The sequence below is a fragment of the Silvania hatchlandensis genome, assembly GCF_025564065.1.
GTDB lineage: Bacteria > Pseudomonadota > Gammaproteobacteria > Enterobacterales > Enterobacteriaceae > Enterobacter > Enterobacter hatchlandensis.
This window is the reverse complement of record NZ_JAMGZK010000038.1, coordinates 1-25,759: the sequence shown is the minus strand read 5'-3', so window position 1 is coordinate 25,759 and position 25,759 is coordinate 1. Positions and strand designations below refer to the sequence as shown.

The following is a 25,759-nucleotide window of genomic DNA, read 5'->3' as shown; positions in this document are numbered from 1 at the left end:
CGTTAACCTTCCTCCTCAGTGGTGGGCTGAAACAAGCCGCCGCTTTCCTCGGACCAGAACGCCACAATCACCGGGCGATCGTTGTCTGCCATCATCAGCATATTGCGCTCAGCCATCAGGGTCGGCTTTTGACCGTCGATGGCCAGCGTAAAGCGGAACGTCTCTGCCACAGGGACGTTTTGCGCCACCGCCTGCCAGCGGGCGGCCATCAGCGCCTGCTGTTGGGGATCGGGCACCTGGGCCAGCAACGCTTCCCGGCGGGTGATAAGGGCTAACGAGGCGGCGAGGGCAGACTGTGCGTGCGGGTTCCAGACCAGCTGACCGCTTTCCAGATCAAGGGAATAAGCAATATCCCGGGTACCGCGATCGGTGCGGGTCGCATGCCTTTTCTGGGCGCGTATAAATACCAGCAGCAGCGCGGCGGCGGAAAGATAGCACTGCGCCAGCATAATCGACTCTTCAGGTGCCAGGCGGGCGAAATAGAACGGGCCCGTCTCTTGCCACGATGCATAGATAACGACAATGCTAAACAGGATAAACGCCAGCGAACCCAACCGATCGCCACAGACGATGGTGGTGGCTGCCACCAGCACCAGCGGCAGACAGGCGAGGGAGTAAATCAGCGCAATATTGTCGCCGCTGTCCGGCACGCCGCTGAAAGTGAGCAGGGTTACCAGCAGCACGGCGATCGCCAGGCACAAACCGAGGATCGGCTTTTGTGGCGCGACCTTTTCGTCAGAGGTGATCAGCCCCATCAGCGGGGGCGTCACGAACAGCGTGCTGGTGACGTTGGCACTCCAGGCGATCCACAGCCACTGCATCTGTGAGGTTCCCGCGAGATAAGAGAGCCAGCCCACGCCCGCCAGCGCGGCCAGAGCGCTGATAGCCACCGTCGAGATCACCCAGTTGACGATTTTGTGCAGCCGATCGTAACCCCGGGAAAAATAGCGCACGCTCCAGGCAATACCCATATTGCTGGTCAGCGAAAAAAGACCCAGCATCAGCGACAGGTGCAGAACATGCTGGAACGTCACCCCCAACAGCAGGCGGGCGAGCAGGAGGGTGATAAATAACGCAGGCCACTGTTTGTGCTGGGTGATAAGAAAGGCGGTGACAGCCACGCCTGCGGGCAGCCAGATAAAGGGCAATCGGGTCGCGGGGCCATCGAGGAATAAGGAGATCCAGCCCAGCAGATAGTAGAGCGCACCCCATGCGAGCAACATGACTGCTAACGTCTTTTTATCTGCTTTCATCCAGGGCCCCCGGCGCGACCGTCGCTTTAAAAAGATATGACCTTTTCGCCGGGTTAGCCATTTCAGGACGCAGTATTAACCGCCAAACACCGCAATCGCCTGCTGTAGTCGCGTGGTTCTGTGGGTCAGGTGGTTGGCCGCGCTGGTGACGTTATCCACCATCCCGGTGTTATTGTGCGTCATTACGCCAATGCGCGAGATCGACTCATTAATCAGGCTCAGGGCCTGGGTCTGCTCCTGGGTGGCGTGACCAATCTCTTTAATGAGCGCCGACATATTCAACACATTACCAATCATTGCCGTCAGATGGGTTTCGGTTTGCTCCACCATATTCACACCGGCATTGACGCTGGCGACGTTTTTCTCGATAAGCGCGGCGATCTCCTTCGCGGCCGAAGCGGAGTGCTGGGCCAGATTGCGTACTTCGGCTGCCACCACTGCAAAGCCGCGTCCTGCTTCTCCGGCGCGGGCGGCTTCAACTGCCGCGTTGAGGGCCAGAATATTGGTCTGGAAAGCAATACGGTCGATCACGGCGATGATGTCGACGATCTGGCCGTTATCCTGCGAGACCGACTGCATCATCCCGATGGTCTGCTTCATGATTTTTTCACCGCTGTAAGCGCTGGCGCTGGTCTTATCGGCCATCAGGATCGCTTCCCCGGCGGTTTCGGCGGTCTGTTTTACCGCGCTGGCAATCTCTTCCACAGCGGCGGCGGTTTGCTGCAGATCGCCCGCCGTCTCTTCCGAGCGGGCCTGCAGCGCATGACCCTCTTTTTCGACCTGCTGGCTGATATCGCGGATACCGCTTATTTGCGCCCCGACATCATCCACCAGTGAATTGAGGTTTAAACCGGACTGATTAACCAGGCGCATCATCAAACCAATTTCGTCGACGCGATCAAAATGGTAATAGTCGGTTTTGCGTCCCGAAACCACGCGCTGCATCTGTTTAACAATCGACTTTACCGGGCGACTAATTTGGGCATGCAAATACATCGCCAGCAATATAAAAAGCGCCGCCGTGGCAGTCATTTGTATCACGGTGGAGGGGAGTAAAAACGGAATGGCGAAGTTCAGCAGGGCGGTGACAATAAGGCCATAATTAACGCGTTTCGCGGTACTGAGTTTTTTAAATATCGACAGGAAAGAAAATAAACCCCGGCGTACCAGTAGCCCTTTATAAAAACCGTGGCCTTTTATTTCGTTATTTCGCACGCGCTGATAAAGCTGCTCGCTGGCGTCGATCTCTTCCCGGGTTGGAATATTACGCACCGAGATATAACCGGTCAGGATGTCCTGCTGGTAGACCGGCGTCACGTTGGCGCGTACCCAGTAGTGATCCCCGTTGTGGCGACGGTTCTTCACCAGCCCGGTCCAGCTCTCGCCCTGCTGCAGAGTAAACCACATATCGCCAAATGCCTCGGGGGGCATATCCGGATGGCGGATCACATTATGCGGTTCACCGATAAGATGTTCTTCTTTATAACCACTGGCAACAATAAACGTCGAATTAGCGTAAGTAATATGACTCTGGGTATCGGTGGTCGACATAAGCGTCGATCCATCGTTAAGTAAATACTCGTTTTGTGTAACATGCATGTTACGCTTCATGAGTAACTCCATGGTGATGTCTGAGTAAACAAATGCCGCCCGATAAAGTGTCAGGCAAGATGTCATCGTTATTCTTTAATATTACGGCTGGCGTATTCTCTACGTAATCTTATGAATTGGAAAGCGCCTGACTTAACTATTTTTTATCTGTTAATTGGCGTTAATGTAATAAAAATGCAATAAAGCGAGTGGGCTTATTTTTGTCTGCGGGGGAATAAATCGACTTAAGGCAAATATGAAGTAAATAATGAATCCGTGGGGTAAACCAGGCTTTCGAAATGCCGTTTCATTAACAATGCTAAAACGTTATTATGACGCTCGACCATTTACTGACCGGGGGCAATGTGAAAATCAATATTATCGGCACCAGCGGCAGCGGTAAATCCACGCTTGCCCGACGTATCGCCACGGCGCTGGCGCTGCCCTGTATCGAAATGGACACCCTGTACTGGCAGCCCGACTGGCAGGGCACGCCAGATGAGGTGTTCGTCAGCAAGCTGGAAGCCGCACTCGACGCCAGCCCCGGCTGGGTGCTGGACGGCAACTACAACCGCACCCGGGCGATCAAGTGGCGCGAGGTCGATCTGGTGGTGTGGGTAGATTACGGCTTTGTCCGCACCCTGCGCCAGGCGGTGATTCGGGCGATAACACGCGCCTGGACCCAGCAGGAGCTGTGGCCCGGCACCGGCAACCGGGAGAGCTTTCGCCGCTCGTTCTTGAGCCGGGAGTCGATCCTTATCTGGACCCTCAAAACCTGGCGCAGCAACCGTGTGCGCTACCAGGCCGACATGGATAATCCCGCTTACGCCCACATCCGCTTCGTGCGGATCACCTCGCGCCAGCAGGCCGATGCCCTCATCGCCGGGTTACAGAGCGCACGCTAACCCAGCGCTGTATATCTGAAATCCGGCAAACCAAATGTAAATTAATTGTTTCTCAGAGGTGAAATCGCCCCTTAATAATGGCGACATGTTTAGTCAAACGAGATTGCAACATGTCCTGGCGAATCAGCATTCTGGATAAAAGTCCTGTCGCAGCAAACGAAACGGCCGCCGATGCGCTGGCGCGCACCTTAAGCCTTGCGCAACAGGCGGAGGCGCTGGGTTATCACCGCTTCTGGATTGCCGAACACCACAACACCCCGCAGCTGGCGAGTCCGTCGCCTGAGCTGCTGATTGCCTGGATCCTCGGGCAGACCAAACGCATTCGCGTCGGCTCCGGCGGCGTGATGCTCCAGCACTACAGCCCCTATAAAGTGGCCGAAAACTTCAACCTGCTGGCGGCCATAGCACCGGGTCGCGTCGACCTGGGTGTAGGCAAAGCGCCAGGCGGGCTGCCGCTCTCCACCCGGGCATTACAGCAGGGGCTGAATCAGCAGGAAAAGGGCGATTTCGCGGCCCAGCTGGCGCAGCTCGACGGCTGGTTAAACCCGGCAGCCCAGGCGGAAGAGGAGGCGGTTCGCGCCACCCCGCTGCCGCAAGTACCTGCTCAGGGCTTTCTGCTGGGGGCCAGCGCCGAGAGCGCACGCCTTGCCGCCAGCCTCAACTGGAACTTCGTCTTTGCGGCTCACCTGAACGGCGATCCTGACCTGCTGCGTGAGGTGATTGCCACCTGGCGGGCGCACAGTCACCGCGAGGTGATTGTCGCGGTGCAGGCTATCGTCGCCCCAACCCAGGCGCAGGCCGACGCGTTGGCGCAGTCGGTGGAAGTCTGGGGCGTGGAGCTGGCCAACGGTCAGCGGGTCACCGTCGCCAGCGAAGAGCAGGCCTATGCTTTTGCCCGCCAGGCCGGAAGTGAGCCGCTGCGCATTGCCCGTCGCGCCCAGTCGCTGCTGGCTGGCACCGCAGAGTCGGTACTGGATCAGCTGGAGGCCCTGCATCAGCAGTGGGGCATTGACGAATTTATTATTGATACGCCGGTGGCGGATGGCGCTGCCCGCGTGCAGTCCCTGCGTCTGCTGGCAGCGATCCGTCAGCAACGGGAGGTGGCGGTATGAGCCTCGGACAACAGCTGATCGCCTGGCGTCGTGAACTGCACCAACACCCGGAACTCTCCGGAGAAGAAGTTGAAACCACCGCCCGCCTGCGCCAGTGGCTGGGCGATGCGGGGATTAAGATCCTGCCTTACGATCTGCACACCGGCGTCGTGGCCGAAGTGGGCGAGGGCGACAAACGCATTGCCCTGCGCGCCGATATCGATGCGCTGCCGATTGAGGAGCGCAGCGGCGTAGCCTTCAGTTCACAACGCCCGGGGGTGATGCACGCCTGCGGACACGATATCCACACCAGCGTGATCCTCGGCGCCGCCTTAGAACTTAAAGCGCGTGAAGCCTCGCTGAATGGCCGGGTGCGGATCCTGTTTCAGCCTGCAGAAGAGAACTTCGGCGGTGCGAAAAGTCTGGTCCGCGCTGGCGCCCTGCGCGACGTCAGCGCCATCTTCGGCATGCACAACGAACCCGGCTTGCCGGTGGGCAGTTTCGCCACTCGCGGCGGGCCGTTCTACGCCAACGTTGACCGCTTTGTTTTCCGCATTACCGGCAAAGGGGCGCATGCCGCCCGTCCGCACGAAGGTAACGACGCCATTGTGCTCGCCAGCCAACTGGTGACCGCGCTGCAAAGCGTCGCCAGTCGCAACGTGAACACCCTGGACTCGGTGGTGCTGAGCGTGACGCGCATTACCGGGGGCAATACCTGGAACGTGCTGCCGGAAAGCGTCGAGCTGGAAGGCACCTTGCGCACCCACCGCACCGACGTGCAGGAAAAGGTCAAAGCCCGGGTATCGGAGATCGCCGCCGGGTTTGCCAGCGCCTTTGCCGCGCAAATCGACATCATCTGGTATGCCGGGCCGACCGCGCTGGTCAACGACGCCAACTGGGCCGACTTTGCCACCTCAGTGGCGCGCGAAAGCGGTTTTGAGACCCAGCACGCCGAACTGCACATGGGCGGGGAAGATTTTGCCGTCTATCTGCAACACATTCCTGGCGCCTTCGTCAGCATTGGCAGCGCCAGTCAGTATGGTCTGCATCACCCGGCCTTTAACCCGGATGAAGCCCTGATCGAACCCGCCGCGCGATATTTCGCCCAGCTTGCAGAAAAAGCACTGAATCAACTTTAAGGTAAGGAGTGAATATGTCCGCAACACGACAGCTGCGATTGGGCACGATTTTGCATGGTGCGTCGGGGAACATGTCGGCCTGGCGCCACCCGGCGGCCACCGCCGATGCCAGCATCAATTTTGAGTTTGTAAAAGAGACGGCGTTGAAAGCGGAGGCGGGCAAGCTCGACTTCCTGTTTGTCGCCGATGGCCTGTACATCAACGAGAAGTCGATTCCACACTTTCTCAACCGCTTTGAGCCGCTGACGGTGTTATCGGCACTGGCAACCATCACCACGCGCCTCGGGCTGGTCGGCACCTTGTCCACCTCCTACAGCGAGCCGTTTACCGTGGCGCGCCAGTTTGCCAGCCTCGATCATCTGAGCAACGGCCGGGCAGGCTGGAACGTGGTGACCTCCCCGCTGGAAGGCTCGGCGAAGAACTTCTCCCGCGACAAGCACCCGGAGCACGCCCTGCGCTACCGCATTGCCGATGAGTATCTCGACGTGGTGAAAGGGCTGTGGGATTCCTGGGAAGGCGATGCCTTTGTGCGCAACAAGGAGAGCGGCCAGTTCTTTGATCCGCAGAAACTGCACACCCTCGATCACCACGGCGATTTCTTTAAGGTCGCCGGGCCGCTGAACATTGGTCGTACCCCGCAGGGCAGGCCGATTGTCTTCCAGGCCGGGGCCTCCGACGACGGTAAAAAACTGGCGGCGAAACACGCAGACGCCATCTTCACCCATCACGAGACCTTTGAAGAGGCTCAGGCCTTCCACCGCGACGTGAAAAGCCAGCTGGAACAGCATGGCCGTCGTGCCGACGAGCTGCATATCTTCCAGGGCGTGAGCGTGATTGTGGGTAAAGACGCCGACGACGTGGAGCAGCAGTATCAAACCACCGCCGCGCTGGTGTCGATTACCGATGCCCTGAACTATCTCGGACGCTATTTTGAGCACCACGATTTTAGCCAGTATCCGCTCGATGAACCCTTCCCGGACATTGGCGATCTGGGGCAGAACAGCTTTCGCAGCACCACCGATGAGATCAAGCGTAACGCGCGGGAGCGCAACTTAACCCTGCGCCAGGTCGCGCTGGAAGCCGCCTCGCCGCGCCCGCGCTTTTCTGGCACCCCGGAAGAGGTCGCTGACGGACTACAGCAGTGGTTCGACGGCTACGCAGCGGACGGCTTTATCATCCAGGGCGGCACGCCGGATACCTTCCCGCGCTTTGTGGATCAGGTGGTGCCCCTGCTGCAGGCGCGCGGCCTGTTCCGTACTGAATACCCCGGCACCACCCTGCGTGAGAGCCTGGGATTAGACCAGCCAGAAAATCAGTTCACACAACAATAACCACACAATAAGAGAAGCCTGCTATGCATAAATCATCGCTTTTTCTGGCGCTCGCGCTGGCCTTTACCCCTGCCGTCTGGGCAGAGAACGTGAACATTAACGGCACCGGCGTAAGCCTGGAAGCCAACAAAACGCCGATCAACACGGCGAAAAACCCAGAGGCGATTGCTCAGCTGCCGGCGAGCTTTAAGCCCGCGGTGCCGGGGAAATTCACCGTGGCGATTGCCGGCCTAAGCCAGCCGCCATTAACCGTCTTTGCTGATGACAACAAAACCCTGATCGGCAGTGAGGCGGATATTGCCCGTCTGGTCGCCGACAGCCTCGGACTTGAGTTGAACATCGTTCCGACCTCGTGGGAAGACTGGCCGCTGGGCGTCACCTCCGGGAAATACGATGCGGCGATCAGCAATATTACCGTCACCAAAGATCGTAAAGAGAAGTTCGACTTTGCCACCTATCGCAAAGATTCCCTCGGTTTCTACGTGAAATCGACCAGCACCATTAAGAGCCTCGAGAAGGCGGAAGACATCGCCGGGCTGCGGATCATCGTCGGATCTGGCACCAACCAGGAGGCGATCCTGCTGGCCTGGGATGCGGAAAACCAGAAGAAAGGCCTCAAGCCGTTCACCCCGGTCTACACCAAGGACGATGCGGCTCAGACCCTGGCCCTGCAGTCCGGGCGGGCGGATGCCTTCTTCGGCCCGAACGTGATTGGCGCATGGAAAGCAGCCCTGAACGGCAAAACCAAGCTGGTAGGCAGCGTGGACGGCGGCTGGCCGAAGGCGGCGCACATCGCCGTGACCCTGAAAAAAGGCAGCGGGCTGGCTGAACCGGTGCAGACCGCGCTTAACGGGGTGATCAAAAACGGCGATTACGACAAAGTGCTGAACCGCTGGGGCGAAGGGGTGGAGCGCATTCCAGGCTCTGAAGTGAACCCGGCTGGTCTGGGTGACTAAGGAGACCTTATGAGCGACCTTTTTCGCGACGTATCGCCAGAGGACGCCGATCTTCAGCCCGTTATTGACGGGCTGTTCGGTGAATACGCGGCCCGCTACGGCGACTATTTTGCTAAAGACGCCGAGATCGAACTGACCGAATGGTATCTGCCGCCGCAGGGGCTGTTCATTGTGCTTGAGCGCGACGGGCAGATCATCGCCACCGGGGCCTATAAGCCGCTCGATGAGCAGACTGCGGAAATCAAACGTATCTGGACCGACAAAACCCTGCGTCAGCAGGGGCTTGCCGCAAAAGTGGTGCAGGAGCTGGAACGTCGGGCGGTGCAAGCGGGCTACAGCCAGATGTACCTCACCACCGGTTTTCGCCAGCCGGAAGCGGTGCGGCTCTACCTGAGCCAGGGTTACGCGGCGCAGTTTGATCTCGCCCGCGACCCGGAAGAGTACAGCCAGCCGCCGTTTGACGGGCGGCTGCGCTTCACCAAAACGCTGGTACGCGAAGCGTTCAGTAAATCCGCATGAGGAACGACGATGAACAACGTTGAAACCATCAAAGTGGTCCCGGCGCGCTACCCGCTGCGCACCGTTGGCGCCGTTGTCGCGCTGTTTGTGCTGGCGATTGTCGTGCAGTCGGTAGCCTTTAATCCGCGCTGGGAGTGGGCGGTGTTCGCACGCTGGTTCTTTGACCCGGTGATCCTCGAGGGCGTGGGGCAGACGCTGCTGCTGACCCTGATCGGCACCGCGCTGAGCGTGGTGATTGGCGGGATGCTGGCGCTGGCGCGGCTGTCGTCTTCCTGGCTGTTAAGCAGCCTGGCCTGGGGCTACATCTGGCTGTTCCGCTCGCTGCCGCTGATTGTGGTGCTGATCATCCTCTACAACTTCTCCTACCTGTACGACACTCTGTCGCTCGGCGTGCCTTTTACCACCATCAACTGGGGCAGTTTTGAAACCATCAATGTGCTGGGACAGTTCTCAACAGCCGTCATCGGGCTGACGCTGGTGCAAAGCGCCTACACTGCCGAAATTATTCGCGGCGGCTTTTTAGGGGTCGATCATGGGCAGTATGAAGCGGCGGCGGCCCTCGGTTTACCGGCCTCGCGACGTACCCTGCGCATTATTCTGCCCCAGGCGCTGCGCACCATTCTGCCTGCCGGGTTTAACGAAATTATCAGCCTCGCCAAAGGCACCTCGATGGTTTACGTGCTGGCGATGCCGGAGCTGTTCTACACCATTCAGATGATCTACAACCGCACCCAGGAAGTGATCCCGCTGCTGATGGTGGGTGCCGTCTGGTATCTGGTGATCACCACCGTACTGTCGGCGATCCAGCATCTGGTGGAACGCGCCCTGGCTCGCAGCGAGCGCCGCTCGGCGGTGAATCAATCCCGCGCGTCAAGCCGGACCCGTTCTGTAACCACCCAAACGACACAGGAGCCTGTCCATGCAAGCCTCTCCTGAAGGACATATTTCGATTACCGGGGTCAGCAAGTTTTTTGGTCGCCATAAGGCGCTGGATGACGTCTCGCTGGAGATCCCGCCGGGTTCCGTTACCGTGATCCTCGGCCCGTCCGGCTCGGGTAAATCGACGCTGCTGCGGACCATTAACCACCTCGAACGCGTGGATGAAGGCTTTATCCAGATTGATGGGGACTATATCGGCTACCGCCGCCAGGGCGACAAGCTGTATGAGCTGAAAGAAAAGGAGATCCTCAAGCAGCGGGTTAACGTCGGCTACGTGTTCCAGAACTTTAATCTGTTCCCGCACCTGACGGTGCTGGAAAACCTGATCGAAGCGCCGATAGCGCACAAGCAGCTGAGCCGCAAAGCGGCAGTTGAGCGGGCATATGACCTGCTGGACGTGGTCGGACTGCGGGATAAAGCCGATGCCTGGTCGCGGCATTTGTCCGGCGGCCAGCAGCAGCGGATCGCCATCGCGCGGGCGCTGGCTCTGCGCCCGCGCGTGATGCTGTTTGATGAACCCACCTCGGCGCTGGATCCGGAGCTGGTGGGCGAGGTGCTGGACGTGATCAAAAAGCTGGCCCGCTCCGGCACCACGCTGGTGGTGGTGACCCACGAGATTGGCTTTGCCCGTGAAGTGGCAGACCAGGTGGTGTTTATGGTGGATGGTAAAATCGTGGAACAAGGGAGCAGCGACGAGGTACTGAACCGTCCCTCGCACGCGCGAACGCGGCAGTTCCTGTCGAAAGTGCTGTGAGGAGAGAAGATGAAATATGGCGTTCTGGCGCTGCTGGCGGTTGTCTCAACCAGCCACGCCGCGATTGATTTACAGGCCAACGAACAGCCGCTGCCGGTGACCGTTGACCCACAGGCGGTGGCGAAGATCCCCGCCAGTTACAAATTTGTTGAGCCCGGCACCCTGACGGTGGCGATTTCGGCCCTCAACTCGCCGCCGCTGGCGCTGCTGGCCAGTGATAACCGCACCCGCATTGGCAGCGACCCGGATATCGCCCGTTTGCTGGCGGGCAGCCTCGGCCTGAAGCTCAAGCTGGTGCCCACCGCGTGGGAAGACTGGCCGCTGGGCATTAGCTCCGGGCGCTACGACGTGGCGCTGGTGAACATTGCGGTGACCGAGCAGCGTAAGCAGAAGTTTGATTTTGCCACCTATCGCGTCGATTCGCTGGCCTTCTCGGTGAAATCCACCAGTGAGGTGCAGTCGATAAAAAGCGCTGCGGACCTGGCGGGTAAAAAGGTGATTGTCGGCTCCGGAACCAATCAGGAACGTATTCTGCTGGGCTGGAACGAAGAGAACAAAGCCGCCGGACGTGAACCGGCGCTGCCGGTTTACCTCACCGACGACGCCTCCGGCAACCTGTATATCCAGTCCGGCAGGGCGGATGTGTTCTTCGGCCCGCAGTCGGTCTCGGCCTATAAAGAAGCGCTGACCGGCAAAACCCGGGTGGTGGGTTTAGGGCCGAAAAAAGCCTATGTCGCGACCACCACCAAAAAGGGCAACGAGTTAGTGTATGCGTTGCAGACCGCGCTCGACGGTGCCATTCAGCGGGGCGACTACCAGAAAGTGCTGGCTCGCTGGGGTGAGCAGGGCGAAGCGGTGGGGCAATCGGAGGTCAACCCGCCAGGCATCACCTACTGAGGCTGCTCTACACTTAGGGTTTTAACCTTAAGGGGTGACCGCATGATCCTGTATGGCGTACCGGGCTGGGGCTCGGCAATCAGCGAGCTGATGCTGACCCTGGCCGACATTCCGTATCAGTTTATCAACGTTGACGGTTTTGATAAGCCCGGCCCGCAGCGCGACTTGCTGGAAAAACGTAATCCGCTGTGTCAGGTGCCGACTCTGGAGTTGAGCAATGGCGAGATCATGAGCGAGACCGCCGCGATCGCGCTGATGGTGCTGGATCGCTGTCCCGATCTGGCACCCCCCATCGGGTGCGTGGAACGTCAGCAGTTTCAGCGCCTGCTGGTGTGGCTGGTGGCCAACGTCTATCCGACCTTCACTTACGCGGATTACCCGGAGCGCTGGGCGCCGGATGCCCCGGAACAGCTACAGCAAAACTGCATTGCCTGGCGCAAAACGCTCTATCTGTGGCTGGATAACCACCTCAAAGCCAGCCCGTTTACCTTTGGCGAGCAGCTGACTCTGATCGACTGTTACCTGTGCGTCATGCGCACCTGGGGGCCAGGCCCGGTGTGGTTCGCTGAGAACACGCCGAAGATTGCGGCGATTGCCGATAGCGTGTGTCAGCTCCCGAAACTGCACAAGGTGTTAAAAGGCAACGACATTCTCTGCTAGTCTGGAACGCTAACTCAAAAGGAGCCCTGCACATGCCACACGTAGATATCAAATGTTTCCCGCGCGACCTGAATGACGAGCAAAAAACCGCCCTGGCGGCGGATATCGCCGAGGTGATTATTCGTCACTTCAACAGCAAAGACGCTTCTGTGTCCGTTGCGCTGCAGCAGGTGCAACAGCAGGACTGGAAAGCGCAGGTCTGGGATACGGAGATTGGCCCGAAGATGGATGAGCTGATCAAAAAGCCGGGTTACTCGATGTAATTGTGCGCGTTATCCCCTCATCGTTGCGATGAGGGGATACAGGCTTATTACACCGTACTGGTATTCACCCGCTTGCCAATGTCTTTCAACTGAGAATATTTTTCAAGTAATTGCGGTCCGTCGTCCAGACTCATGGCAAACATCCACATATAGGTCATCACCGAATAGATATGACCGGCATCTAATCCACCCTGGAATGACATCGTCAGAATGGTGCTGGCAAATAAAATCGCGGTGATCGTCCCGATCGACAGATAGCCAATCGCTTCCCGATCTGACAGCTTAATTCTGAGCCGGGCAAGCACATCGTAGTGTCTGAACAGCGATATCTGTGAGGCGCTGTTCACGAACGCCACCTCTTTTTCCAGCCGATCGTTCAGCCTCAGGAAGAGTGCTTCGTTCCTGCGGGTAAAGCCTGGCAAAAACAGGGCAAAAAATACCAGGATGAACAGACAGGCGACGCCGGTCCAGAACTGCAGCAGGAGCAGCATCACCGCGGCTCCGATAATGGACGCCACAGAGGTCACCAGCACCGGCAAATGTTTCTCGAAAAAGTCGACAAATTCCCGCGAAAGCGCCACGCGTGCCGCAATCGTCGAGGCGCTGTGCTGTTCTTCGCGCTGGGCGAGGATCACCGGCACCGCCATTTCGGCATAAATGCGGGCAAAGGTGCGGGTATCGATACTGCGTCTTGCCGCGCCAATGGCCCACATCATAAACACCATCACCGCATACAGCACGGCATGTAAGGCCTGGCCGGAGACAATCGCGTTGATCGCAAACCCGGCCAGCAGGGGATACAACAGCAGGGTGATGTTTTCGGCGGCCACCAGTAAGAAGGTCAGAATGAGTTTTCGGCTGTGGCGTTGACCCAGTAATTTGAGCGTTTTAACTGCGCTGTGTGAGACTGCGGCCGGTGCCGCATTTTTTAAGGTAAGCATACTATTTTCTGTTAAAATGGACTTGAGCGGTTGCTCAAATCTCGGGGTGAGTCTATTTGAGCGTTTGCTCAAAGTCAACGTGGGCGTGATGATGAAAGAAGCAAAAGAGACGTTAAAAGCCAGAATTCTGGACGGGGCCATCGCGCTGTTTCTGGAGAAGGGCATCGCCAATGTCACCACGCGTGAGCTGACGGAGTCGTTAGGGATCTCGCGAAGCCATATCTATCACTACTTCAGCAACTGGCAGGTGCTGTGTATTGCGGCGCTGGATCGTTTTATGCGCGACGAGCTGGAGACCTTTGCCCGGCAGATTAATGCGTTAACCTCGAAGCAAAAAATGGCGCAGCTGGTTGAAAACTTCCTGCCGCTAGAGCCTGATGCCGCCTGGCAGTTGTATAGCTCAATCTGGCATTTAGCCATTCATAATGCGGCTTACGCAGAGCTGGTGGAGTCCATCACCGACGAATGGAGCGGGGTGGTCTGCGGCATCATTGAGGAAGGGATAGACAATGGCACGTTCCGCGACAGCGATGCCCGCCGCACCACGCGTCAGCTGGTGTCACTCCTGAATGGCTATGCGGAGTTTCTCAGCGTCAGGCCCTCGGCCAAAAAATGCAAAATGGTCCAGGAGGATATCGCCGACTTTATCCAGCAGTTTATCTATAAAGCGTAAGGGCGGGTTTAACAGACCGCCGCCCGGCGCGGTTAATGATACAGCTCCGGGTGCGCTTCCAGCAGCGCCAGCATATTGTCGCGGATCTCATCCTGCGCCCCGGCCATCCACACCGCCTCCAGCGGCATCCCCATCTGCGCTGCACCGTTCAGCTGCACAAACTTCACCCCTGGCAGCTGAAAGCGGCTGCTCCAGGCGGGCACAATCGCCAGCCCAATTCCCGCCGCGACCAGGTTGATAATGGTCTGCTTTTCATCCGCCAGCTGTGACACTGTCACCTCAATCCCGGCGTTATGGAACAGATTCATCGTCAGGTCGTGGCTGTGCGGGCGGGAACGCCGCTCAGGCAGGATCATCGGCATCCCTTCCAGTTCGACGATCTCGATACTCTCCCGCCCGGCAAAAGGATGGCGGGCGGGCAGGGCCAGAATACCCGGTTCATTACACAGAAACGCCCGGCCAAACTGGGCGTCGAGCTGTGAGGGCGGGCGAATAAATACCAGGTCCAGCCTGCCGCTTTTCAGCTTCGGCAGCAGATGGACGGTTTTATCTTCAAAAAGCTGAATTTCCACTTCCGGGTACTGCTGACGGAACAATTGCAGCAGTCCAGGCAGCAATCCCATCGCCGCGCTGTCGATGGTACCGACGCGCAGCAAGGGCTGATTACGGCGCGGATTTTGACGAAATTGCAACATAATCGCGTCGGCGTGGGCGAGCAGTTTTCGCGCCTCTTCCCGCAGTAAAACCCCGTTCTCCGTCAGCGCGACCCGACGCGTTGACCGACGAAATAGCCGTGTGCCAAGTGCTTCTTCTAAAAGACGAATATTCCTTCCTAATGCCGATGGCAGCATGTTCATCCGTTGCGCCGCCTGACCAAAATGCAGGGTCTCGGCCACCGCCAGGAAACAGCGTAAGTGTTGTAGTTCCATTTTGGCTCGCTCGCGATTATTGCATTTTTTTGTATAAACCGAAGCGCATGATCATGCAAGAAATATCAGCATACTCATCAAGGCAGCCCGACTGCGTACCCTACACATAATTATTAGGAACACCTCATGACCTGCACAATCGAACAACGGGTCATGCGCAAGATCACCTTGCGCATCGTGCCCTTTATCATGCTGTTGTATTTCATCGCTTTTCTCGACCGCGTTAATATCGGATTCGCGGCGCTGACCATGAATGCCGAGTTAGGTTTCTCCCCAGCGGTATTCGGCTTTGGCGCAGGGATCTTTTTCCTCGGCTACTTCCTGTTTGAAGTCCCGTCGAACCTGATCCTGCATAAGGTCGGAGCGCGCATCTGGATTGCAAGGGTGATGATCACCTGGGGGCTGGTCTCCGGCGGGATGGCCTTCGTGCAGGGCACGACCAGCTTCTACACTCTGCGATTCCTTCTCGGTGTGGCAGAGGCCGGTTTCTTCCCGGGCATCATCCTCTACTTAAGCTATTGGTTCCCGGCGCAAAAACGCGCCCAGGTGACGGCTATCTTTATGGCAGCGGCACCCATTTCGACCGCGCTCGGTTCGCCGATTTCCGCAGCCCTGCTGGAAATGCACGGCCTGATGGGCTTTGCCGGCTGGCAGTGGATGTTTGTCCTCGAAGCGGTGCCGGCGGTGATCCTCGGCGTCGTGGTGCTGTTCTGGCTGACCGACCGCCCGGAAAAGGCCACCTGGCTCAGTGAGGAGGAGCGTGGCTGGCTGACGAGCACGCTGCAACGCGAGCAGGCCGCAAAACAGGCCACGGCGCAGCACAGCGTCTGGAAAGGGTTGTTGGATAAGCGCGTGCTGGCCCTGTCGCTGGTCTATTTCGGCACCTCCGCCGGGCTGTATACGCTCGGGATCTGGTCACCGCAAATCATCAAAACGCTGGGCGTCTCCTCCATGACCGTTGGCCTGCTGAATGCCATTCCCGCCGTTATTGCAGTGGTAGCAATGGTGCTGTGGGCGCGGCATTCAGACAAAACCAGCGAACGTTCCTGGCACGTGATTGCCGCCTGCATCGTGGCGGCTGCCGGGCTGTTGATGGCCGGGAGTGCGGCAAGCATCGTTGGCGTAATCCTTGCGCTCACCATTGTTAACTGCGGCATCAGCGCCTCGAAACCGCCGCTGTGGAGTATGCCAACCCTGTTCCTTTCCGGTTAGGCCGCTGCCGCCGGGATCGCCACCATCAATTCACTGGGCAATCTGGGCGGGTTTGTCGGTCCGTTCATGATCGGCCTGATTAAGCAGCAGACCGGCAGTTACACCTGGGGGTTGTGGTTTGTCGCCGGGTTACTGATTCTCTCTTCCCTTGTTGTGCTGTGGCTGTCGGCTTCTGCCCGCAAAACACAGCCCCATGATTCGTTAGTTCAGCCAAAACATTAAGGAATAAACATGAAAGATTACGCGATTGCAGCTATCCCCGCAGACGGTATTGGCCCGGAAGTGATCACCGCGGGCGTAGACGTGTTACACGCGCTGGCCCAGCGTCAGGGCGGAATTCGTTTCTCGGTGCATACCTTTGAGTGGGGGTCGGATTATTACAAAACGCACGGAGTGATGATGCCGGAAGATGGGCTGGAGCAGCTGAAAGCCTTCGACGCCATCTACTTTGGCGCGGTGGGTGCGCCGGATGTCCCGGATCACATCACCCTGTGGGGGCTGCGTCTGCCGATTTGCCAGGGCTTTGATCAGTATGCCAATGTGCGTCCGACTAAAATCCTGCCGGGCATCCAATCTCCGCTGCGCAAGGCCGGGCCAGGCTCCCTCGACTGGGTGATCGTGCGTGAGAACTCTGAAGGGGAATATTCAGGCCACGGCGGTCGCGCGCACCGTGGCCTGCCGGAAGAAGTGGGTACCGAGGTGGCGATTTTCACCCGCACCGGGGTGACACGTATCATGCGTTACGCCTTCCGTCTGGCGCAGACCCGTCCGCGCAAACTGTTGACCGTGGTGACCAAGTCCAACGCCCAGCGTCACGGAATGGTGATGTGGGATGAAATTGCTGCCGAAGTGGCGCGTGAATTCCCGGACGTGAGCTGGGATAAAATGCTGGTCGACGCGATGACCGTGCGCATGACCCTGCATCCGGAATCGCTGGACACCATTGTCGCCACCAACCTGCACGCCGATATCCTCTCGGATCTGGCCGGGGCGCTGGCGGGCAGCCTGGGCGTGGCGCCCACTGCCAACATCGATCCTGAGCGCCGTTTCCCGTCGATGTTTGAACCGATCCACGGCTCGGCATTTGATATCACCGGCAAAGGCATTGCTAACCCGGTCGCCAGCTTCTGGACGGCAGCGCAGATGCTGGAACATCTTGGCGAAGCAGAGGCCGCCACACGCCTGATGGTCGCCGTCGAACAGGTCTGCGCCCAGGGGATCATGACCCCGGATGTAGGCGGCACGGCCAACACCCGCGAGGTCACCCAGGCGGTGATCCGCGCCATCGCAGAAGGCTGACCCTATGGCACACCTCGACGACAGCGCCCTGAGAGGGGCGCTTACTGAGATCTTTATGGCGGCGGTGAAAAGCGCCGACCCACATGAGGCGCTGATCAAAGCCCTGCCTGAGAAACCGCGCGGACGCTGCATTGTGGTCGGCGCCGGGAAAGCCAGCGCGGCGATGGCTGCTGCGCTGGAGGCCGCCTGGCCGGAGGTGGATTTACAGGGCGTAGTGGTGACGCGCTACGGCCACGCGGTACCGACGCAAAAAATCCGTATCGTCGAGGCGGCGCACCCGGTGTCGGATGCGATGAGCGAGGTGGCGTCGATGCTGATGATGGAGCAGGTCAAGCACCTGAATGCCGACGACTGCGTGATCGCACTTGTCTCCGGCGGTGGCTCGTCATTGCTGGCGCTGCCGCGCCAGGGCATCACCCTTGCCGACAAACAGGCGGTCAACAAAGCGCTGTTGAAGAGCGGGGCGACCATCCAGGAGATGAATACCGTGCGCAAGCAGCTGTCGGATATCAAAGGCGGACGGCTGGCGCTGGCTGCTCGTCCCGCCCGGGTGATTACGCTGATCATCAGCGATGTGCCGGGTGACGATCCCCAGAGCATCGCCTCTGGCCCGACGGTGGCGGACAGCTCCACGGCGGAAGAGGCGCTGGAGATTGTCGCCCGCTATGGTCTGGCTCTGCCGGAACACGTCCTGCGGGTGCTCAACACCCCGCGCGCACCGGTGACGGCGGCGGAAATTCACGATGACATTCGCCTGATCGCCACGCCGTCTGGTGCGTTGGCCGCCGCTGCCGGGGTGGCGCAGCGCATGGGCTATACGCCATTGATTCTGGGCGATGCGCTGGAGGGTGAAAGCGCGCAACTGGGGGTGATGATGGCAGGGATAGCGAGATCGGTAAAACAGCATGGGCTGCCGGTGAAAGGCCCGGCGGTTTTGCTGAGCGGCGGTGAAACCACAGTGACCATTGGCGACAGCGGCGCTGGGCGCGGTGGGCGCAACACCGAGTTTTTGCTGGCGCTGGCCTGTGCGCTAAAGGGGGAGGCGGGGATTTATGCCATCGCCGGAGACAGCGACGGCATTGACGGCACGGAGGATGCCGCAGGCGCAATCATCACCCCGGATACGCTGTCGAGAACCACACTGGATGCCATAGGCATGCTGCGCGGGCACGACAGTTACAGCTACTTTGCCGCGCGGGGGGATCTGGTGGTGACCGGCCCGACGTTAACCAATGTGAATGATATTCGGGTGATTTTGATTACCTGAGCCGCCCCCCGGTGGTTTTTGATAAAACTTGCGAGGCGGCTTCCGGGAATGCCCCTTGCCTAGCCTGTTGCACTCTGAATGCATGACAGGTTGGTCAATGTTTGTGACTGGGCACATGGACAAGTGAAATCAGAGTTTTTGAGTTACGCCACTGCACGCAATTTGAGAGTTCATTTAAGGCAATATTGGCAACGCTGATAATTATGACATCCGCTTCATCAATGACCGCCTGTTGATTGCCCATTGTCCAGCAGGGAAATTCTCGGGCCAGCTTTTGAGCCCGTTCACTGTTTCCTGGCCAGAGAAACACCTGGGCGTCAGGTACTGCCTGAAACAATCCTCTGATCAGTTCTTCGGTTAGCGCATCAACGCCCAGAATGCCTATTCTTTTCATCCGTCCCCCGGTTATCAGTCAGCAATCAGAATGTGAATCTACGCTGCAGCTTATGGTGCCCTGGTGGCTGTTTCTGTTGGCTGCCAACCCCCTCCGAGCGCCCTGAAAGCAGCCACAGCGGCGTGGGCAGATTCTGTCTGCGCCTGCGCTTTGGCATCAGAAGCCTGCAAAAGGTTTTCATCGTTGTGCAGAACATCAATCAGGTTGCTTGTTCCTTGCTGGTAGGCGATGAAAGAAGATCGACGAGCGCTGGCCAGTGCAGTTTCCCCCCTGATCAGCATTGCGGTTTGTGTTTCACTATTGATCAGAGCAGATAAAGCATTTTCGACATCTTCGGTGGCGCGTAAGACAGATAGCCGATAGGCGGCGAGCGCCTCCTGTTCCTGGCCCTTAGCCTGGTCTATCTGGGCGTTGATGCGACCAAAATCGAAGAGTCGCCAGCGCAGCCCCAGCAGGCCTGCAGACTGGCTGGCACCGCCGGAGAACAGGTTATCGCCCGCCACTGCCGTTGCGCTGCCGAGCAACGCACTGAGTGAAAACTTCGGATAATACTCACTGGTGGCCACGCCGATGCGTGCACTTGAGGCGGCGAGATGACGTTCCGCCACGATAATGTCGGGCCTTCGGCGCATCAGGTCGGCTGGTGTACCCGTTGATGCTATCTGCGGAGCCTGCGGAATGAAGCCCGGCGAGTCTACCTGATCGCGATAGGTGCCGGGAGGCGTACCGAGCATAACGTCTAATGCATTCATGGCAGCATCAAGCCCTGTGCGGAGAACCGGTACGGTTGCCTGAACCCGTGTCAGTTCCCCTTCTGTCTGGCGAACCTGATACTCGGGAGCCAGTCCTTTAGCGTTCAGGAGTTGTACTTTTTCCAGCAGTTCCTGTTGCGTACTGACCTGTTTCTCCGCGATGGACAGCCGGGTCTGTAATCCGCGCAGGGTGATATAGGTATCGGCAGTCTGGGCCGCGACGGCAAGACGGGTTGCGGCGACGGCCGCTTCGGAAGCCTGATAGTCAGCGAGTGCAGCCTGGCGACTGCGGCGCAGCCCCCCAAAAACGTCAATCTCCCAGCTTGCGTTGAGATTGGTTTCATAGCTATTGCCGTAGCGATTATAATACGGCGTTGCGCTGAGAACCTGCCCCAGCGGGGTTTCGACCGACTGATACGCGCGTGCCGCTTGTCCGCTGATGTTCCCAGAGGGCAACAGAGCTGCTGTGGCCACGCCCAGTCCAGCGCGGGACTGGGTCATGCGGGCGGTTGCCTGTGCGAGAACGAGATTTTGCGCGAGAGCGTCTGTAACTAACTTGCTTAACAGAGGATCGCCGAAGCCGTCCCACCACACAGCAAAACTGGCGGGTCTGGAAGCACTTCTCTGTTGAACGGCAGACTGAGCCTGATATCGTTCCGCAAGTGGCGCATCCGGGCGATGATAATCCGGCCCAACGACGCAACCCGCCAGTAAACCGGCGCTCACCACCAGTGCAAGAGTACGGAGGGGGAACATTGATATTCCTTGAGTCAGTTTTGAATTGTGACCACATTACCAAATGGTCACTTGTTGTCAATCAGGGTTCACTGAGCTAAGCTTGAAAAATGACTAAACACATAAATTTACATCCCCCAAGGGGGCCATTGGATCACAGCGTTCGCGATCAGGTCGTCGACGCCGCCACAGAGCATTTTGGGCATTATGGGTATGAGAAAACCACGGTGTCAGAACTGGCTAAATCAATAGGATTTTCAAAATCTTATATCTATAAATTTTTCGATTCCAAGCAGGCGATCGGTGAAGTGATCTGCACTAACCGGCTGGCAATGATTATGGCGATTGTCAATTCAGAGATTGCAGATGCCCCGTCGGCCTCCGAAAAATTGCGGCGTTTATTCAGGGCACTGACTGAAGCCGGTAGTGATTTGTTTTTTCACGATCGCAAGCTTTATGACATTGCTGCCGTGGCGGCGAGGGATAAGTGGCCGTCGGCAGAGGCTCATGAAGAGCGTCTGAGAGAACTGATTGAGCAAATCATTGTTGAAGGGCGGCAGGCGGGAGAGTTTGAACGAAAAACGCCGCTGGATGAGGCTGCGCACGCGATATATCTGGTAATGCGGCCTTACATCAGTCCGGTACAGTTGCAATACAATCTGGAAACGGCACCGGCGGCGGCGGCACTCCTCTCCTCACTGATACTGAGAAGTTTGTCCCCCTGAGTTGTGACCATTGACATTATTGGTCACTAGTCTGAGAATGCGGTTACTGTCCTGCTAATTCAATTAAGGGAACCCATGCTCAGGCTTACTCCTGCCAACTTTGCTTTTTGCCTGTTGCCGCTTGCTCTTGTGGCCTGCGGTGACTCTTCCGGCACCGACGATCCCCGTACTCAGCCTCCTCTGGTAAGGTCTGCGGCCGTGGTGAGTGCTACCGATGCCTCCCGCGCATTTACCGGCGTTGTTGTCGCCCGGATTCAAAGCGACCTCGGTTTCAGAGTGCAGGGCAAAATCCTTGAACGCCTGGTCGATACTGGCCAGACCGTTAAACGCGGTCAGCCATTGATGCGTCTGGATCCGGTTGACCTGAGTCTGATGGCGCAGGCTCAACAACAGGTTGTCGCGGCTGCACGGGCCCGTGCAAGACAAGCGACTGATGACGAGCTGCGCTATCGCGGTCTGGTCGCTGCAGGCGCAGTGTCGGCATCGTCCTACGATCAGATAAAGGCCGCCGCCGATACGGCCAGAGCAGAACTCAGTGCGGCTAAGGCACAGGCCAATGTGGCAGAAAACACCACGGGCTACGCCGTCCTGCTGGCTGACGCCGACGGTGTGGTTATGGATACGCTGGCTGAACCCGGTCAGGTTGTCAGTGCCGGGCAGCCGGTGGTCCGGCTGGCCAGAGCAGGGCAGCGCGAGGCCATCGTGCAGCTGCCTGAGACGTTACGCCCGGCTGCCGGAAGCGAGGCCGAAGCAACGTTGTACGGTATCGGTAAACAGACCGTCCCTGCGAAACTGCGGCTCCTGTCCGATGCGGCAGATCCGCTAACCCGCACCTTCGAGGCGAGATATGTGCTAGAGGGAGTACTGGCGAATGCCCCGCTGGGATCCACCGTTACGCTTCATATTTCAGACGATAAATTACCGGGCCAGGTGATGCAGGTACCTTTAGCGGCCATCTATGATCCTGGCAAAGGGCCGGGTGTCTGGGTGATTTCTGATAAGCCCGCCAAAGTGTCATGGCGGCCTGTGCAGGTGCAGGGATTGGGTGACGATTCGGCGACGGTGACAGGTTCTCTTAAGCCGGGAGAGCAGGTGGTCGCCCTGGGGGCGCATCTGCTGCATGACGGTGAGGCCGTACGCATGGCCGCACTAAGCAATACCAGCGTCGCCGGGAGCCAGCCATGAGCGCGGGGCGATTCAATCTTTCAGCCCTCGCCGTGCGTGAGCGCTCAATCACACTGTTCCTTATTATCCTGATTACGGTTGCGGGCATTCTCTCGTTTTTTGAACTGGGACGGGCTGAAGACCCACCGTTTACAGTCAAGCAGATGACGATTATTTCTGCCTGGCCGGGCGCTACCGCGCAGGAGATGCAGGATCAGGTTGCCGAACCGCTTGAAAAGCGTATGCAGGAGCTCAAGTGGTATGACCGTAGTGAAACCTACACCCGTCCCGGTCTGGCTTTTACCATGCTGTCGCTGCAGGACAGCACGCCGCCTTCACAGGTGCAGGAAGAGTTCTATCAGGCGCGTAAAAAGCTGGGCGATGAGGTCAAAAACCTGCCAGCAGGCGTCATCGGGCCGATGGTCAATGATGAATTCTCTGATGTGACCTTTGCACTTTTTGCGCTGAAGGCGAAAGGAGAGCCACAGCGGCTGCTGGTACGCGATGCGGAATCGTTACGCCAACGTCTTTTACATGTGCCAGGGGTCAAGAAGGTCAATATCATCGGCGAGCAGGCTGAACGTATCTATGTCTCGTTCTCGCATGACCGACTGGCCACGCTGGGCATTTCCCCTCAGGATATTTTCTCAGCCCTCAACAACCAGAACGTACTGACGCCCGCCGGTTCGATTGACACCAAAGGACCGCAGGTCTTTATCCGCCTGGACGGTGCCTTTGACAAACTGGAGAAAATTCGCGAAACCCCTATCGTGGTACAGGGCAGAAATTTGCAGCTTTCTGACGTGGCAACCGTTGAACGGGGCTACGAAGATCCCGCTACCCTCCTGATCCGCAATCAGGGTGAACCGGCGCTGCTGCTGGGCATCGTTATGCGGGACGGCTGGAACGGTCTGGATTTGGGTAAGGCGCTGGATGCGGAAACGGCCAACATCAATGAGAGCATGCCCCTGGGCATGACCCTGACCAAAGTCACCGATCAGTCAGTCAACATCAGCTCCGCCGTTGACGAGTTCATGATCAAATTCTTTGTCGCGCTGCTGGTAGTGATGGTGGTGTGCTTCGTCAGTATGGGATGGCGAGTGGGCGTGGTGGTTGCTGCAGCGGTGCCACTGACGCTGGCGATTGTCTTTGTGGTGATGGAGGCTTCCGGCAAAAACTTTGACCGTATTACCCTGGGCTCGTTGATCCTGGCGCTCGGGTTGCTGGTCGATGATGCCATCATCGCCATTGAAATGATGGTGGTGAAAATGGAAGAAGGCTACGATCGCATCAAAGCCTCGGCCTATGCCTGGAGCCATACGGCGGCCCCGATGCTGGCAGGCACGCTGGTCACCGCCGTCGGATTCATGCCCAACGGTTTTGCCCAGTCCACAGCCGGCGAATATACCAGCAACATGTTCTGGATTGTCGGTATCGCCCTGATTGCTTCCTGGATTGTGGCGGTGGTGTTTACGCCTTATCTGGGCGTAAAAATGCTGCCGAAAATAAAAACTGTGGAGGGCGGGCATGCGGCTATTTACGACACCCGTCATTACAACCGTTTTCGCCGGGTACTGACCCGCGTCATTGCGCGCAAGTGGATAGTTGCCGGTACCGTTATTGCCGTCTTTACGATCGCTATACTCGGCATGGGGCTGGTGAAAAAACAATTTTTCCCTACCTCCGACCGCCCGGAGGTACTGGTTGAAGTGCAGATGCCTTATGGCACTTCTATTGAGCAAACCAGTGTCACCACGGAGAAAATCGAAGCCTGGCTGAGAAAGCAGAAAGAGGCAAAAATCATTACGTCCTATATCGGGCAGGGGTCGCCACGCTTCTATCTGGCCATGGCACCTGAGCTGCCCGATCCGTCGTTTGCGAAAATTGTCGTGCTGACGGACAGCGAGGAATCGCGCGAGGCGCTCAAGTTCAGACTGCGTGAAGCGGCGGCCAGTGGCCTGGCACCTGAGGCGCGCTTGCGTGTAACCCAATTGGTGTTTGGTCCGTATTCACCCTATCCGGTGGCTTACCGGGTCATGGGGCCGGATCCCACCATACTGCGCGAAATCGCAGACAAGGTCGAAAAGGTGATGCAGGCCAGCCCGATGATGAGAACCGTCAACACCGACTGGGGGCCGCGGGTGCCAGCGTTGCATTTCACCCTCAATCAGGAACGTCTACAGGCGGTGGGGTTGACATCGAATGCGGTCGCGCAGCAGCTTCAGTTCCTGCTTTCAGGCGTTCCTATCACCGCAGTGCGTGAAGATATTCGTTCGGTACAGGTCATGGGGCGCGCGGCGGGGGATATCCGTCTCGATCCGGCAAAAATAGCGGGCTTTACCTTAGGGGGGGCTTCTGGCCAGCGCATTCCGCTTTCGCAGATAGGGGAGGTTGGGGTGCAAATGGAAGATCCTGTTCTGCGCCGTCGCGATCGTACGCCGACCATTACCGTGCGGGGGGACATTGCCGAAAATCTTCAACCACCGGACGTGTCCACGGCAGTTATGAAAGAGCTACAGCCTGTAATTGATACGCTTCCGGCAGGATACCGCATTGAGCAGGCCGGGCCGATTGAAGAATCCGCGAAAGCAACCAAAGCAATGGCACCGCTGTTCCCTGTCATGATCGCCATGACGCTGTTGATTATTATCCTGCAGGTGCGGTCGATGTCGGCGATGGTGATGGTATTCCTCACTGCCCCGCTGGGGCTTATTGGGGTAGTACCAACGCTGCTTGTGTTTAACCAGCCGTTTGGCATTAATGCTCTGGTAGGACTGATTGCGCTGTCGGGCATCCTGATGCGTAACACCTTGATCCTGATAGGGCAGATCCATCACAACGAACAGGAAGGGCTGGCACCATTCGATGCGGTGGTGGAGGCGACGGTGCAACGAGCCCGGCCTGTGTTGCTGACGGCGATGGCCGCCATTCTGGCGTTTATCCCGCTCACGCACTCGGTGTTCTGGGGAACGCTGGCCTATACCCTGATTGGCGGGACCTTTGGTGGCACTATCATCACGCTGGTGTTCCTACCTGCTATGTATGCCATCTGGTTCAAGATACGTCCTGCCAGTACACAGCAGAATGAAAAGCTGTCACTAACGTAAGCCGACCCGGAGTCATTGGCTGAAGCGTATAGTTTCCGTTTAGTCCCACCTCAGATCATTGTCACAGGGCGATGGTCTGTGGTTTTCCTGTATCCGCAGCAGTTCTGGCTCTAGCCATCGCGCACGATTTGTTCGAGGGTGAAACACTGACGGGTGCGCTATCCGTTACCATGAGCGCAACGGTGAGCTGCTCCCATTTTATTAATAAACGGCGAAGTAGTGATACTCCCATCTGGCTGTAAGAAAACTGCGAACTTCCGCTCA

22 protein-coding genes and 2 pseudogenes are annotated in these 25,759 nt (G+C 58.0%); 17 read left to right on the top strand and 7 right to left on the bottom strand.

All coding sequences use genetic code 11. The features are described from left to right. Positions 1-2: 2 nt before the first annotated feature. Positions 3-1,253 (bottom strand): MASE1 domain-containing protein, encoded by a 1,251-nt coding sequence (locus M8014_RS03560; protein WP_271281167.1) that lies wholly within the window; start codon positions 1,251-1,253, stop codon positions 3-5. A 75-nt stretch (positions 1,254-1,328) separates the two neighbouring features. After that, positions 1,329-2,864 (bottom strand): methyl-accepting chemotaxis protein, encoded by a 1,536-nt coding sequence (locus M8014_RS03555; protein WP_271281166.1) that lies wholly within the window; start codon positions 2,862-2,864, stop codon positions 1,329-1,331. A gap of 344 nt (positions 2,865-3,208) precedes the next feature. Here M8014_RS03555 and M8014_RS03550 point away from each other — a divergent pair, with 344 nt between their 5' ends. The 10 genes and pseudogenes from M8014_RS03550 (at position 3,209) to pptA (ending at position 12,297) form a co-directional block, all read left to right on the top strand. Then, positions 3,209-3,748, top strand: coding sequence for a P-loop NTPase family protein (locus M8014_RS03550; RefSeq protein ID WP_271281165.1), 540 nt, complete (start codon positions 3,209-3,211; stop codon positions 3,746-3,748). Positions 3,749-3,858: 110 nt separating this feature from the next. Beyond that, complete coding sequence (locus M8014_RS03545; protein ID WP_271281164.1) at positions 3,859-4,860, top strand: LLM class flavin-dependent oxidoreductase; 1,002 nt, start codon at positions 3,859-3,861, stop codon at positions 4,858-4,860. Then, a complete protein-coding gene (locus M8014_RS03540) occupies positions 4,857-5,978 on the top strand; it encodes an amidohydrolase (RefSeq protein ID WP_271281163.1) in 1,122 nt (373 codons plus the stop codon). The genes M8014_RS03545 and M8014_RS03540 overlap by 4 nt, the downstream gene beginning before the upstream one ends. 14 nt (positions 5,979-5,992) lie before the next feature. Further along, a pseudogene (locus M8014_RS03535) lies at positions 5,993-8,265 on the top strand (NtaA/DmoA family FMN-dependent monooxygenase). 9 nt (positions 8,266-8,274) lie between these two features. Continuing rightward, positions 8,275-8,784, top strand: a complete 510-nt coding sequence (locus M8014_RS03530) for a GNAT family N-acetyltransferase (RefSeq protein ID WP_271281162.1) — start codon at positions 8,275-8,277, stop codon at positions 8,782-8,784. A 9-nt stretch (positions 8,785-8,793) separates the two neighbouring features. Then, positions 8,794-9,720, top strand: a complete 927-nt coding sequence (locus M8014_RS03525) for an amino acid ABC transporter permease (RefSeq protein WP_271281161.1) — start codon at positions 8,794-8,796, stop codon at positions 9,718-9,720. Continuing rightward, on the top strand, positions 9,704-10,477 hold the full coding sequence (locus M8014_RS03520) for an amino acid ABC transporter ATP-binding protein (RefSeq protein WP_271281160.1): 774 nt from the start codon (positions 9,704-9,706) through the stop codon (positions 10,475-10,477). The genes M8014_RS03525 and M8014_RS03520 overlap by 17 nt, the downstream gene beginning before the upstream one ends. Positions 10,478-10,486: 9 nt before the next feature. Then, a complete protein-coding gene (locus M8014_RS03515) occupies positions 10,487-11,374 on the top strand; it encodes a transporter substrate-binding domain-containing protein (protein WP_271281159.1) in 888 nt (295 codons plus the stop codon). A 42-nt stretch (positions 11,375-11,416) separates the two neighbouring features. Next, positions 11,417-12,034 (top strand): glutathione S-transferase family protein, encoded by a 618-nt coding sequence (locus M8014_RS03510; protein WP_271281158.1) that lies wholly within the window; start codon positions 11,417-11,419, stop codon positions 12,032-12,034. Positions 12,035-12,066: 32 nt separating this feature from the next. Then, on the top strand, positions 12,067-12,297 hold the full coding sequence (pptA, locus tag M8014_RS03505) for a tautomerase PptA (protein WP_271281157.1): 231 nt from the start codon (positions 12,067-12,069) through the stop codon (positions 12,295-12,297). 47 nt (positions 12,298-12,344) lie between these two features. Here pptA and M8014_RS03500 read toward each other — a convergent pair whose 3' ends face one another. Continuing rightward, positions 12,345-13,238: an ABC transporter six-transmembrane domain-containing protein gene (locus M8014_RS03500; protein ID WP_271281156.1), complete on the bottom strand. Its 894-nt coding sequence runs from the start codon at positions 13,236-13,238 to the stop codon at positions 12,345-12,347. Between the two features lie 91 nt (positions 13,239-13,329). On the opposite strand from M8014_RS03500, the gene M8014_RS03495 reads away from it, so the two are divergent. Continuing rightward, positions 13,330-13,911 carry a TetR/AcrR family transcriptional regulator gene (locus M8014_RS03495; protein WP_271281248.1) on the top strand — a complete coding sequence of 194 codons (582 nt, stop codon included), beginning with the start codon at positions 13,330-13,332 and terminating at the stop codon, positions 13,909-13,911. A gap of 32 nt (positions 13,912-13,943) precedes the next feature. Here M8014_RS03495 and M8014_RS03490 read toward each other — a convergent pair whose 3' ends face one another. Next, positions 13,944-14,840 (bottom strand): LysR family transcriptional regulator, encoded by an 897-nt coding sequence (locus tag M8014_RS03490; protein WP_271281155.1) that lies wholly within the window; start codon positions 14,838-14,840, stop codon positions 13,944-13,946. A gap of 126 nt (positions 14,841-14,966) precedes the next feature. Between M8014_RS03490 and M8014_RS03485 the strand changes: the two are divergent. The 3 genes and pseudogenes from M8014_RS03485 to M8014_RS03475 all read left to right on the top strand — a co-directional run bounded on the left by M8014_RS03485 (position 14,967) and on the right by M8014_RS03475 (position 18,618). Then, positions 14,967-16,274 (top strand): annotated as a pseudogene (locus M8014_RS03485) (MFS transporter). Positions 16,275-16,283: 9 nt separating this feature from the next. Further along, positions 16,284-17,351 carry a tartrate dehydrogenase gene (locus tag M8014_RS03480; protein ID WP_271281154.1) on the top strand — a complete coding sequence of 356 codons (1,068 nt, stop codon included), beginning with the start codon at positions 16,284-16,286 and terminating at the stop codon, positions 17,349-17,351. Between the two features lie 4 nt (positions 17,352-17,355). Further along, the gene (locus M8014_RS03475; RefSeq protein ID WP_271281153.1) at positions 17,356-18,618 is read left to right on the top strand and encodes a glycerate kinase type-2 family protein; all 1,263 of its coding nucleotides are present in this window, start codon (positions 17,356-17,358) and stop codon (positions 18,616-18,618) included. Between the two features lie 94 nt (positions 18,619-18,712). Here the strand turns inward: M8014_RS03475 and M8014_RS03470 are convergent, their stop codons facing one another. Continuing rightward, positions 18,713-19,012 carry an NAD(P)-binding domain-containing protein gene (locus M8014_RS03470; RefSeq protein ID WP_271281152.1) on the bottom strand — a complete coding sequence of 100 codons (300 nt, stop codon included), beginning with the start codon at positions 19,010-19,012 and terminating at the stop codon, positions 18,713-18,715. Between the two features lie 50 nt (positions 19,013-19,062). Beyond that, complete coding sequence (locus M8014_RS03465; protein ID WP_271281151.1) at positions 19,063-20,520, bottom strand: efflux transporter outer membrane subunit; 1,458 nt, start codon at positions 20,518-20,520, stop codon at positions 19,063-19,065. 89 nt (positions 20,521-20,609) lie between these two features. Here M8014_RS03465 and M8014_RS03460 point away from each other — a divergent pair, with 89 nt between their 5' ends. The 3 genes from M8014_RS03460 (at position 20,610) to M8014_RS03450 (ending at position 25,495) form a co-directional block, all read left to right on the top strand. Beyond that, on the top strand, positions 20,610-21,224 hold the full coding sequence (locus tag M8014_RS03460; RefSeq protein WP_271281150.1) for a TetR/AcrR family transcriptional regulator: 615 nt from the start codon (positions 20,610-20,612) through the stop codon (positions 21,222-21,224). 75 nt (positions 21,225-21,299) lie between these two features. After that, positions 21,300-22,409 (top strand): efflux RND transporter periplasmic adaptor subunit, encoded by a 1,110-nt coding sequence (locus tag M8014_RS03455; RefSeq protein WP_271281149.1) that lies wholly within the window; start codon positions 21,300-21,302, stop codon positions 22,407-22,409. Next, positions 22,406-25,495: an efflux RND transporter permease subunit gene (locus M8014_RS03450; protein WP_271281148.1), complete on the top strand. Its 3,090-nt coding sequence runs from the start codon at positions 22,406-22,408 to the stop codon at positions 25,493-25,495. Before M8014_RS03455 ends, M8014_RS03450 begins: the two co-directional genes overlap by 4 nt. A 61-nt stretch (positions 25,496-25,556) precedes the next feature. Here the strand turns inward: M8014_RS03450 and M8014_RS03445 are convergent. After that, positions 25,557-25,759: hypothetical protein (locus M8014_RS03445; protein ID WP_271281256.1), on the bottom strand; the 203-nt coding region annotated here is incomplete at its 5' end.